At 45.7% G+C, this 11959-nt stretch carries 14 protein-coding genes; 1 reads left to right on the plus strand and 13 read right to left on the minus strand.

Going from position 1 to position 11959, the window contains the following annotated elements:
- Window positions 1–6: 6 nt before the first annotated feature.
- The 11 genes from menG to ACWJJ5_RS15405 form a co-directional block, all read right to left on the minus strand.
- A complete protein-coding gene (gene menG / locus ACWJJ5_RS15355; RefSeq protein WP_003153453.1) occupies window positions 7–708 on the minus strand; it encodes a demethylmenaquinone methyltransferase in 702 nt (233 codons plus the stop codon).
- Between the two features lie 5 nt (window positions 709–713).
- Window positions 714–1469, minus strand: coding sequence for a heptaprenyl diphosphate synthase component 1 (hepS, locus tag ACWJJ5_RS15360; protein ID WP_007409455.1), 756 nt, complete (start codon window positions 1467–1469; stop codon window positions 714–716).
- 156 nt (window positions 1470–1625) lie between these two features.
- Window positions 1626–1853 (minus strand): trp RNA-binding attenuation protein MtrB, encoded by a 228-nt coding sequence (gene mtrB / locus ACWJJ5_RS15365; protein WP_003153449.1) that lies wholly within the window; start codon window positions 1851–1853, stop codon window positions 1626–1628.
- A 20-nt stretch (window positions 1854–1873) separates the two neighbouring features.
- Window positions 1874–2446, minus strand: a complete 573-nt coding sequence (gene folE / locus ACWJJ5_RS15370; protein ID WP_454022515.1) for a GTP cyclohydrolase I FolE — start codon at window positions 2444–2446, stop codon at window positions 1874–1876.
- Window positions 2447–2632: 186 nt separating this feature from the next.
- Entirely contained in the window at window positions 2633–2911 is a 279-nt protein-coding gene (hbs, locus tag ACWJJ5_RS15375) for a non-specific DNA-binding protein Hbs (protein ID WP_003153447.1), read from the minus strand.
- 374 nt (window positions 2912–3285) lie between these two features.
- Window positions 3286–4764 (minus strand): stage IV sporulation protein A, encoded by a 1479-nt coding sequence (gene spoIVA / locus ACWJJ5_RS15380; RefSeq protein ID WP_003153438.1) that lies wholly within the window; start codon window positions 4762–4764, stop codon window positions 3286–3288.
- 185 nt (window positions 4765–4949) lie between these two features.
- Complete coding sequence (locus ACWJJ5_RS15385) at window positions 4950–5684, minus strand: hypothetical protein (RefSeq protein WP_077722529.1); 735 nt, start codon at window positions 5682–5684, stop codon at window positions 4950–4952.
- Window positions 5685–5703: 19 nt separating this feature from the next.
- Entirely contained in the window at window positions 5704–5907 is a 204-nt protein-coding gene (locus ACWJJ5_RS15390) for a DUF2768 domain-containing protein (protein WP_003153435.1), read from the minus strand.
- 318 nt (window positions 5908–6225) lie between these two features.
- Window positions 6226–7263 (minus strand): NAD(P)H-dependent glycerol-3-phosphate dehydrogenase, encoded by a 1038-nt coding sequence (locus ACWJJ5_RS15395; RefSeq protein WP_003153434.1) that lies wholly within the window; start codon window positions 7261–7263, stop codon window positions 6226–6228.
- Between the two features lie 17 nt (window positions 7264–7280).
- Window positions 7281–8591 (minus strand): ribosome biogenesis GTPase Der, encoded by a 1311-nt coding sequence (gene der / locus ACWJJ5_RS15400; RefSeq protein WP_003153433.1) that lies wholly within the window; start codon window positions 8589–8591, stop codon window positions 7281–7283.
- A gap of 192 nt (window positions 8592–8783) precedes the next feature.
- Complete coding sequence (locus tag ACWJJ5_RS15405) at window positions 8784–9386, minus strand: YphA family membrane protein (RefSeq protein ID WP_436334971.1); 603 nt, start codon at window positions 9384–9386, stop codon at window positions 8784–8786.
- Window positions 9387–9462: 76 nt separating this feature from the next.
- Here ACWJJ5_RS15405 and ACWJJ5_RS15410 point away from each other — a divergent pair, with 76 nt between their 5' ends.
- Window positions 9463–9594 carry a YpzI family protein gene (locus ACWJJ5_RS15410; protein ID WP_003153429.1) on the plus strand — a complete coding sequence of 44 codons (132 nt, stop codon included), beginning with the start codon at window positions 9463–9465 and terminating at the stop codon, window positions 9592–9594.
- Window positions 9595–9628: 34 nt separating this feature from the next.
- Here the strand turns inward: ACWJJ5_RS15410 and fni are convergent, their stop codons facing one another.
- Both fni and rpsA read right to left on the minus strand, forming a co-directional pair.
- Complete coding sequence (gene fni, locus ACWJJ5_RS15415) at window positions 9629–10678, minus strand: type 2 isopentenyl-diphosphate Delta-isomerase (RefSeq protein ID WP_015388064.1); 1050 nt, start codon at window positions 10676–10678, stop codon at window positions 9629–9631.
- Window positions 10679–10692: 14 nt separating this feature from the next.
- A complete protein-coding gene (gene rpsA, locus ACWJJ5_RS15420; RefSeq protein WP_003153426.1) occupies window positions 10693–11841 on the minus strand; it encodes a 30S ribosomal protein S1 in 1149 nt (382 codons plus the stop codon).
- Window positions 11842–11959 lie beyond the last annotated feature (118 nt).

The following is an 11959-nucleotide window of genomic DNA, read 5'->3' on the forward strand; positions in this document are numbered from 1 at the left end:
TATTCATCATTTCCAACCGATATGCGTAGCGGCCACTCCGCCGGTAAACGAATGGTATTTGACATTCGTCAGGCCCGCTTCTTCAAACAGACGCGCAAGTTCTTTCATACCGGGAAATTCTCTTGCCGATTCTTGAAGCCAAGAATATTCTTTATAGCTCTTCGCAAACATTTTTCCGAAGAAAGGCATGATGTATTTAAAATAAAGAAAATATGCCTGTCTGAATCCGAACATTTCCGGCTGGGATGTTTCCAGACATACGACCTGCCCGCCCGGTTTGACGACCCGCCGCATTTCTTTCAGCACGGTCAGATAGTCGGGAACGTTCCGCAGCCCGAAGCCGATGGTGACAAAATCAAAAGAATCATCAGCGAAAGGAAGCTCCATCGCATTTCCGTGCAAAAGTTCAATTTGGCTGTAACCGCCCTCTTTCACTTTTTTCTCGCCGATGCTCAGCATATTTTTGCTGAAATCCAGTCCTTTGATTTCACCGCTTTTTCCGGCTGCTTCTGCGAGGGCAATCGTCCAGTCAGCCGTTCCGCAGCAGACATCAAGCGCTTTTGCGCCTTCTTTTACATTCATGATCTGCATCGTTTTATCGCGCCATTTTTTATGCTGCTGAAAACTGATAACAGAGTTCATTTGGTCATAATTTTTATAGATTTTTTCAAACACGCCGTGTACGCGCTGTTCTTTTGACTCCTGCATGTTGATTACCCTTCTTCCACTTTCTGATGATATGTTTTGTCCTGGCTGATCGCCTTAAGCCGGTTCAGCATTAGGTTTTGGATTGGTGAATTGAGCGGCAGCAGCGTTTCAATGCTTTGCTTTGCCTTTCGGAAGCTATCTTCCATTATGTCAGCCTTTGATTTCCCTGACTTTACAATATTGCCGATGACATCGAGAAATATAGCATTGCCGTTCATCAGCCGCTTATATACAAAAAAATCACTCGCCAGCTCTTTCCAGCGCGGAAGATTAAAGTGGTCTGACACTCTGTGAAACAGGGCCGCTTCCACAATCGCCATGCTTTCGATCAATTGATTCAAGTCATTGACAGACCGATCGTACAGACGGATTTTATGCTCATTGATTTCTTTAATTGCCGTAGCGAGCGTCCGAATCATATAGATATCCTTCATTTCAGATAAAAGCGAATAATACAGTCCGCTGAAATAGTCGCCGGCAAGCACGGTGAGCTGCCGGTTTTTATTTTCGTCTCGCTTTAACGCTCTGGCTGTTGTCACTTCATCGTGGGTATCAAGGGCGCTTTGGACAAGCATCGCAGTTACTATGTAATTTTCTCTGTCGTTGTTCTTAATGTCCGCCTCTTCAAACAAAGCGTGAAAAAGAAGAAGCTTATCCTCATCGATTTTAGGCGCGGAAATATGTTTCGCTAAATAAGGATGAGACAGCTTTTGTTTTAATTTCGTATTTAGATTCGCTAAAGTTCCGTAGATGTCTTGCAAAAATATCACCCTTGTCCCCAAATTCACATTTATTCTAATATGTATGAGATTTACTCGTCATTATTATACGCAGGTATCATTATAGCATAAAAAAAAGAAATTGGCTGTATTCTCCCGCCGTTTGCGGGCATTTGGCAAAAGCGGGAAACAGCCGGCTTATTTTTTTTCGCTGTTCATTTCTCCGTAAGCGGTCTGGATGAGGGCGTTGCCTCTCACTTTGATGGCAGAGGTATGCTCAGTAAACTGAGCGATAATCACTTCGCCTTTGTCCAGTTTTTCGGAATGGTGAAATTTCGTATCCGTTCCTCTCGTTAAACCGATGACGTTCACGCCGTCCTCAACCGCTTTAATGACGACAAAATCACTTGAATGCTTTGAATTCATATCTGCACCCTCTATCATTATTAATCCGCACGTTTAATATGTTCTAACACTTCGGAACGCGCCGCTGCGTCATCTTTAAAAATACCTCTTACAGCGGAAGTCACTGTTTTTGCGCCCGGCTTTCTTACGCCCCTCATCGTCATGCACATATGCTCAGCTTCGACGACAACCATGACGCCGTGGGGATCTAAGGTCTCTACGATGCTTTCTGCAATCGTTGAAGTAATGCGCTCCTGCAGCTGCGGGCGTTTTGAGACGACTTCCACCGCCCGCGCCAATTTACTCAGGCCCGTCACTTTGCCGCCGCGCGGAATGTAGGCAATATGCGCTTTTCCGTAAAAAGGAACAAGGTGATGTTCACACATGGAATGAAACGCGATATCTTTTACAAGAACAAGCTCCTCATGGTCTTCTCCGAAAACGGTTTTAAAGTGTTCTTTCGGGTCTTCATTTAATCCCGAGAATACTTCCGCGTACATTTTTGCCACGCGTTTCGGCGTATCTAAAAGCCCTTCCCGGTCCGGATCTTCTCCAATCGCCTCTAAAATCTGGCGAACCGCCTGTTCAATCTGTTCTTTATTAACTTCTTTCATTGTCTGTGTCCTCCACCATTGAATACATTTAATTTCGATTCTAGCACATTTGCCGCGCCAAAAGCAAAACGAAAGTCCTGCCCGGTGACCGGGGCTGCTTAAATATGAAAAGCCCCTTTATCAAGGGGCTTTTCTGTGAAGAAACAAAGTGTATGTATCAGATGCATACACGATCTATATTCACAATTATTTTCCTGCAACAGCGTCTTTAAGAGCTTTACCTGGTTTGAAAGCAGGTACTTTGCTTGCAGGGATTTCGATTTCTTCACCTGTTTGCGGGTTACGTCCTTTACGTGCAGAACGCTCGCGCACCTCAAAGTTACCGAAACCGATCAGTTGGATTTTATCACCGTTTTTAAGTGCATCTAAAATCGTATCAAAAACAGAATCAACTGCTTTTGTAGCGTCTTTTTTAGACAATTCGCTTGCTTCAGCAACCGCATTGATTAGTTCTGTCTTGTTCATGCCTTTCACCTCCTCCCAAAAGGGTATCAAATCAGCAGTTTATTATCATTTCTTCACAGTTCAGCCTGATTCTAAACCTGTCTGATAAAAAATCAAAGCAGGGAAGAACAGACAAGTAAACGGCTTTTCATAAGAAAACAGACACTTTGAGGAATGTTTGTCCAACAAAGTGAAGATTTTCTGTATGTAGAGTAACACATATAAAAAGCCATATCAAGCATTTTAAAGCCTCAATCCCTTGCTCGTCAAGGTTTTCACGTGTTTTACCGAACAAATATTCCTTTTTTTGCTTTTTTCCTCCTAATCCTTGATTGATTTCCAGTATCTAAAAAGAATAAAAAAAGACCCCCCGTTTCAGGAAGAGGTCCTTCAGCTTACAAAATAATGGCGATCAGGCCGCCTGAGCCTTCGTTAATAATTCTCTCAAGCGTTTCTTTCAGTTTGTATCTCGCATTTTCCGGCATGAGTGACAGTTTTGCGGAGATTCCTTCTCTTACGATAGAGCTCAATGATCTGCCGAAAATATCGGAATTCCAGATAGAAAGCGGATCATCTTCAAAGTCCTGCATTAAGTAGCGGACAAGCTCTTCACTTTGTTTTTCTGTCCCGATGATCGGTGCGAATTCACTTTCCACATCCACTTTGATCATATGAATGGACGGAGCGACCGCTTTCAGCCTTACTCCGAACCTTGATCCCTGCCTGATAATTTCCGGTTCATCAAGGCTCATATCGGTTAAGGCCGGGGCGGCAATGCCGTAGCCGGTCTGTTTCACCATTTTCAGCGCATCTGATACCTGATCATATTCTTTTTTCGCGTGGGCGAAGTCCTGCATTAATTCAAGCAGGTGGTCTTTCCCGCGGATTTCAACGCCGACCACTTCTTTTAAAATCTGGTCATATAAATGATCCGGCGCATACAAATCAATTTCTGCCACACCCTGGCCAAGTTCAATTCCGGCCAATCCGGCGCTTTCAATAAATTCAAATTCACTGAAGTGGCCGACAACCCGGTCGACATCGCGCAGGCGTTTAATATCTTTTACGGTTTCTTTCACTGATTCCTGGTAGCTCTCTCTGAGCCAATGATTTTCTTTCAGCACCATGACCCAGCTCGGAAGGTTGACATTGACTTCCAGCACAGGGAACTCGTAAAGCGCTTCTCTGAGGACGCTTAACACATCTGTTTCCCGCATGCTTTCAACACTCATGGCGAGGACAGGAATATCATATTTCGCGCTTAATTCAGCTCTGAGCGCTTCTGTTTCCGGGTGGTACGGTTTTACCGAGTTGATGACCATAATAAACGGTTTGCCGACTTCCTTCAGCTCGTCGATGACTCTTTCTTCCGCTTCCACGTAATCGCCCCGCGCAATATCGCCGATTGAGCCGTCTGTCGTAATGACGACCCCGATTGTGGAGTGTTCCTGGATGACTTTTCTCGTACCGATTTCCGCAGCCTCATGAAAGGGAATCGGTTCTTCGTACCAAGGTGTATTGATCATTCTCGGACCGTTTTCATCCTCATATCCCTTCGCCCCGGGAACCGTATATCCCACACAATCCACAAGACGGATGTTGACATCAAGCCCTTCCGCGACATGAACGGACATGGCTTGATTCGGGACAAATTTTGGTTCTGTGGTCATTATCGTTTTTCCTGCTGCGCTTTGCGGGAGCTCATCCTGCGCCCGCGCTCGGTCGGCCTCATTGCTGATATTCGGGAGCACCACAAGCTCCATAAATTTTTTAATGAATGTAGATTTCCCTGTACGGACAGCGCCAACGACTCCTAAGTATATATCGCCTCCTGTTCGTTCAGCGATATCCTTGAAAATATCGACCTTTTCCAAGTGATCCCCTCCCGGACTTCCTATCCTTATCATTTTTCATTCACCATTCTCCAATCAAATACAGGACACTATATGTGTATGACGTTGTCCTATTTCAATATGACATCTTTAGAAAATTTTCAGGCAGTCTTTTCTATCAAAATCAAAAAAACCTTTCTCCCTATTTGTATGCGCGGGAAAAAGGTTCATTCCTGTTTCGTTTGACTTTCTAAAAAAACGGGTTCCTGTTTTTCATTTACGGTGTATGTGACTGAAAAGGCCGGGACGAAAGGAGTCTCTTTCCATAAAATATCCTGAATTTCCGCGCCCGGTTTGATTTTCTTTTTGGTTTCCTTCAGGCAGCGGGCGAGATCGACGCGATAGTCGGCATAGATTTCTCCGTCAGCGCCGATTAAAAGCGGCAGAGACGTGCCTGAAACCGGACTTTTGACCGAAGGAGAGTCTTTCATGCCGAGCTTTTTTTCATTTAAAGTGAACAGCCCTTTTGAAACGGCGTCCTCATAGGGAGGATATGTATGCTTTTCCTGATACATTTTGACACGCAGCTTCATGTCGCGGATTGCTTCCGCCATTTGGAGATCGACCAGCTTGACGGTCGGCTTATTTTCCACATCGACAAGCACGTATTGGTACATTCCTCCGCTTTCATAAGCTGAGGCCGGCGGCTCCTCTATGTATCTGGGCGCGAGCCGCTTAAAATCTATCGGATATTTTTGATAGAGCGGTGTTTTCATATCTTTTGTCTGAATAGGCAGAAGTCCGCCGTTCGCCTTTTTAAATTCATCCACTGCCGCTTGCACCTGCTGAAGCTGATGTTTGTAGGATACTTTATTTTCAGTTTTTTTCGCTTCAGGGTACAGACAGCCGGACAGCAGAAGCACCGCCATTGCCGTTATGACGGCCATTTTTAACTTATGCATTCCGCGCCCCCTTTTTGCTTTATTCATTGACAGGCCCGCTGAAAACGACCATTAACACGATCAATCCCGAGATGACCATGCAGGCATAAGCGAGTGAAGAAACCGCTGCTTTTATCAGTTTGTTTTTCACTTTGTACCTGCTGACATAAATAGAGGCGACCGCAACAAACATTAATCCCATAGCACCAAGCGCAAACCACATTTTCATCAATGCCACACTCACGTTCGTGCCCCCCGTCCCATCATTGTAAGCGTTATATTTCATTTTAATATACAAATGTTGAAAAGATCAACAGGTTTTCCATCTATTGAAAAAACAAAAAAACTGAAGCAAAGAGGGGGACTTTGCTTCAGTCAAGTTGACTATATTCACCTGTACGTCTGAGATACACTCTCTTGGACTTCGATGCTATAGTATGCGTAGATGCGTACGTCTGCATCCTCTTCTGCCTAAATCAGCAAATGTTTTAAGCGATTTCAGCCGGAGAGTTCTGCGTTTTGGACTTTCGTCACTTCAGAATATGCTGACGGCATGTTATTGTCACTTCACCCGGTTTTCGAATGTGTTGACCAAGTCTTCCATCTCATGGGTTTTCACTCTGGCCATTAAGGATTCTACGGCCGTTTCTACCTTCTGCCCGTTAAATAATACTTGGTGAAGCGCTTCTGTGATCGGCATTTTCACTTGATATTTTTGTGACAGCTGATACGCAGCTTTCGTCGTCCGCACGCCTTCAACAACCATCCCCATCTTATCCAGAACAGCTTCCAGCTTGTATCCTTTGCCGAGCAGGTTGCCGGCGCGCCAGTTTCGGGAATGAACGCTTGTACACGTCACGATTAAATCGCCTACGCCTGTCAGGCCGGAAAAGGTGAGCGGATTTCCGCCCATCTTTGTGCCGAGTCTGGCGATTTCAGCAAGACCTCGGGTGATTAAGGCCGCTTTTGCATTATCTCCGTATCCCAATCCATCTGTAATCCCCGCTGCAAGAGCGATGATATTCTTTAACGCTCCCCCTATTTCCACACCGATCATATCCGGATTTGTATAGACGCGGAAATGCTGGTTCATGAATAAATCCTGAACCGCTTCTGCAGCCTTGATATTTTTTGAAGATGATGTAACAGTCGTCGGGTGTCTTAATCCGACTTCCTCAGCGTGGCTCGGCCCTGAAAGCACGACGATGTCTTTTCTGTACTCCTCAGGCAGCTCCTCTTCCATTAATTCTGAAATGCGGAGAAGCGAATCCGGCTCAATTCCCTTGCTGACATGAACAAAAATCGATTGTTTCGGGATGTACGGCAGAGCCTTTTTCAGCACTTCCCGAATGGCTTTTGTCGGAACTGCCACAATGATGAAGTCAGCTCCTTTTAAAGCCTCGCTTAAATCGGCTGTCCCGATGATAGAACTTGATAGCTCCACCCCCGGCAGGTAATCTTTGTTTTCATGCAGTTCGTTGATTTGATCGATCAATTCGGCACGGTGTCCCCACATCATGACTTGGTGTCCGTTATCAGCCAGCACTAAAGAAAGTGCAGTGCCCCAGCTTCCCGCTCCAAGCATTGCCACTTTTTTCATCTCTGTATCACACCTTTTTATTTTCTTGCTCTTGCAAATATTTTAATTGGCGTACCTTCAAATCCGAAAGCGTCCCGGATTCGGTTTTCTAAAAAGCGTTCATAAGAAAAATGCATCAGTTCCGGATCGTTGACAAAAACAACGAAGCTCGGCGGCTTAACAGCGACTTGAGTCGCATAATAAATTTTCAGACGGGAGCCGTTGTGCGTCGGAGTCGGATTCATGGCGACCGCATCCATGATGACATCATTTAAGACATTTGTCTGCACGCGGAGAGAGTGGTTTTCACTCGCTTTAATAATCGCAGGCATGAGTGTATGAATCCGCTTTGTCGTCAGTGCCGACATAAACAGCACCGGCGCATAATCGAGAAATTGGAAATGCTCCCGAATATTCTGTTCAAATTCTTTCATCGTGCGCTCGTCCTTATCAACGGCATCCCATTTGTTTACGATAATGACGACGGCTTTCCCGGCTTCATGGGCGTATCCGGCGATCCGCTTGTCCTGCTCAAGGATGCCTTCTTCTGCATTCAGCACAACGCCGACGACGTCTGAGCGGTCAATGGCTTTTAACGCCCGCAGCACACTGTATTTTTCTGTTGTTTCATATACTTTACCCTTTTTTCTCATTCCCGCCGTGTCAACGATTACAAATTCCTGCTGATTGTAAGTGAACGCCGTATCTACAGCGTCTCTAGTCGTTCCGGCTACGTTGCTCACGATAACCCGCTCTTCGCCGAGCATCGCATTGACAAGGGATGATTTTCCGACATTCGGGCGGCCGATCAGGCAGAATTGAACGACATCATCACTGTACTTCGTCTCCGGAATGTTTTTAAAATGCTCGGCACAAGCATCGAGCAAATCTCCCAATCCTAAACCGTGTGTGCCCGAAATCGGATACGGTTCTCCAAAGCCGAGCGCATAAAAGTCATAGATGTTCGCTCTCATTTCGGTATTATCTAATTTATTAACGGCTAATACGACCGGTTTTTTCGTCCGGTACAGTATTTTTGCCACTTCTTCATCCGCAGACGTCACACCTTCGCGGCCGTTCACCATAAAGATGATCACATCAGCCTCGTCCATGGCGATTTCAGCCTGCTGGCGGATCTGTGTCAGAAACGGTTCGTCTCCGATATCAATTCCGCCCGTATCAATCAGGTTAAAATCATAATTCAGCCATTCCGCCGAACTGTATATCCGGTCCCGCGTCACTCCGGGGGTATCTTCTACTATTGAAATTCTTTCACCCGCAATCCGGTTAAAGATTGTGGATTTTCCCACATTCGGTCTTCCGACAATGGCTACGACAGGTTTACCCATAGTACCCTTCCTTTCAATCCAGCCGCTTACATTTTCACAAAAAATTGTTCAACCGGTTATTAAAAATCATCTTCGCTATGAAAAGAACCCTTCAAACAGAAGGGCTTAACTCATTTATTATATCAGTTTTCACTGAGATCACAATGTATTCTTCAAAATGTTTCGCATTCATGTAACAGTCTCCGTCTGTTTTCAAGACATTTTTGTCGCTCCTTTGCCCTGCTTTTTGCTTTTTTGGCTGATGCGCGCCGCAAGCTGTTCATATGTAGTCAGCCCGACGAGAAGAATCACTCCCGCCGAACAGCCTGAAAGCCATTTATAATCACCGACGGCTGCTGCACCCGCAATGTTGCGGATGACCGCAACATACAATAACTCCCCCTGGCACATGCCGAGAACAAAAAGACAAAGCCTCTCAGGGAACCGCCCCTCAACAGAAAGCGTAATAACGGTAAGCAGTATAACCGCCGCCCATTCAGGTTTTATGATAAACCAAACAGGGTCATATAATGCAAAAAGAAAAATAAAGCCGTATGCCGCAGACGCCGTCAGATGAATCACAATATGACGGAGCCGTTTATGCATGCCAAGGCTTCCCGCATAAACAAATGCCGCAGCAAAAAACATGACATATGCCGCATTCAGCGTAAAATAAGCCGTTATCTGATGTATGCTTGCCATCATATTAGTCAAAATAAAGACTGATACGTAAAAACGGCTTTTTGTTTTGGCAAAAATAAAAGTCGCAAGTATCCATAAAAACCACATTGACCAGTAATAATAAAACGGTTCCATAATCGCTCCTCCTCTGACCAGTATGGAGCGGGAACGCATTTTTTAAACCAATTATGCCTGAAAGGAGCGGATAAGGATGGGAAAAGACAGACAGGAGAAAAAACTGAAAGCCTCCCGCCGGGTGGAATCTGATCGCGATGATTCGATTCACCATAAAGGAGCGACAAGCCTTGAACAAAACGGTGAATTCCGAAAAAGAAAATCGTAAAAAACAGAAAAAGGCATGCGTGTTCGCATGCCTTTTAACGTCTGCTGAAACGGGATGTGTCAATTCCCCGTTCAGAAAGCCAGTGATGTGTGTCACCTTTTATGACCAAAGGCGCCTTTTGCAATTGGGCAACCGATTGGCATCCGAGGGCGGTCATAATCATTTTCAGCTCTTGTAAAAGCGCCGTCATCTCGTCAAACAGCCCCTCTTCTCCTTTGGAGGTGAGAGCTTTCAGGAAAGTGCCTGCCATTCCCGCGCCAGAAGCGCCGAGGGCAATCGATTTGGCGACATCCAGGGCACTTTGCAGCCCGCCGGATGCGATAATTGATTGATCAGCGGAGAGCGAGTGGATTTCCGCTAAGCTTGCGGCAGTGGAAATTCCCCATGTATTAAAAAATTGAAGCGCCTTCTCTCTGCGCATATTTTCAATCTTAGAGAAATTTGTACCGCCGTATCCGCCGGCATCAACTGCTGCCGCGCCGGCATCAAATAACTGCCGTGCCGATTCCCTGCTCATTCCGAAGCCGACTTCTTTGACAAAAACGGGAACTCCCGCTTCCGCCGCAATCCGCTCAATACGGCCGAGAGCGCCGGTAAAGCTTCTGTCTCCCTCTGGCATGACGATCTCCTGAATCACATTTAAATGAATCTGGAGGGCATCTGCTTGAATCATATCAATTGCCCTTTTCGCCTGCTCGGCATCCGCCTCGCTGCCTAAATTGGCAAATATCAGCCCGTCCGGATTCTCTTTTCTGACGATCTCGTAAGAATACCGTTCGGAGGGATCTTTTAAAGCCGACATTTGCGAACCGACAGCCAGCGGCATGCCGGCTTTGCGCGCGGCTCTTGCCAGCGATCTGTTAATTTCGTATGTAAGCTGTCCGCCGCCGCCTGTCATCGCATTGATAAAAATCGGCGAACTGCTTGTGAGTCCGCCGATTTTCGTTGATATATCCACTTTTTCCAATGCTAGGTTCGGTAGGCTGACATGAACAAACGTAATATCATCAAGCCCCGTTTCCCGGTTTTGACCGGTAGACAGCGCATGATTTATATGTTCTCTTTTTCGTTCTGCTCGTGTCACGTTTTATCACCAATTTATTTTAATTTATTAAGCTTGTCTCCGATTAAATCGCCAAGCTGGAAGCCGGTGCTCGGCTCTTCTTTCGCCTGGTATTGACGGAAGTCCTCCTGATCGGCTTTCGGCGCTTCTTCAAGCTCACGCATGCTTAAGGAAATGCGCTCTTCGCTTTCGTTCACGTCAAGCACTTTCACTTTAACAGTCTGTCCTTCTTCAAGCACTTCATGCGGCGTTCCGATATGTTTATTGGAAATTTGCGAAATGTGCACAAGTCCTTCCACGCCCGGAAGAATTTCAACGAAGGCGCCGAAGCTTACAAGGCGCTGCACTTTTCCTTCAAGCACATCTCCCTGTTTTACCTTTTCGCCGATCTGGCTCCAAGGTCCCGGCAGCGTTTCTTTAATAGATAAAGAAATACGCTCGTTATCGCGGTCTACGGACAGCACTTTCACTTTTACGTCCTGACCTTCTTCCACCACGTCAGACGGTTTTTCGACGTGTGAATGAGACAGCTGCGAAATATGAACAAGCCCGTCAATTCCGCCGATGTCGACAAATGCGCCGAAATCAGTCAGACGCTGCACTTTTCCTTCAAGCACGCTTCCAACCTCAAGCGTTTGGAGAAAATCATGCTTTTTGGCTGTCTGTTCTTTTTCCACTACAGCCCGGTGTGACAGAATCACCCGGTTTTTATCACGGTCGAGTTCAACGACGATAAGAGAGAGGGTTTTCCCTTTATAGTCAGTGAAATCCTCGACGAAATGAGCTTCGACAAGTGATGCGGGAATGAAGCCGCGAACGCCGATATCAACGACGAGACCGCCTTTCACCACATCTTTCACTTCAGCTTCAAACACTTCTTTTGTGTCGAATTTTTTTTCAAGGTCTTCCCAAGCGCGGTCAGCATCAACGGCACGTTTAGATAAAATCAAAGCATCGTCTTCCACTTTTGTTACTTTCAGGTCAAGCTCGTCGTCAACTTTTACGACATCCGATGCTTTCTCTACATGAAGACTTGATAATTCACTGATTGGAATGATTCCGGACTGTTTGACATTGACAATTTCGACATCTACATGCTTGTCCTCTACCTTTGTCACAATCCCTTTTACTACATCTCCAACCTCTGGCACTTGAACATCAATTTGATTCATTTCCTCTGTCATTTGAATAACCTCCTTGGTCCAAACCTACACAGCTTAATTAATACGGTTTGAAAGCTGAACATGTGAATGTCCGCTTTTCAGCCGAATATGTATTAAAGAATCATCCAAAAAAGATTTT

This window comes from Bacillus sp. JK74, assembly GCF_053663395.1.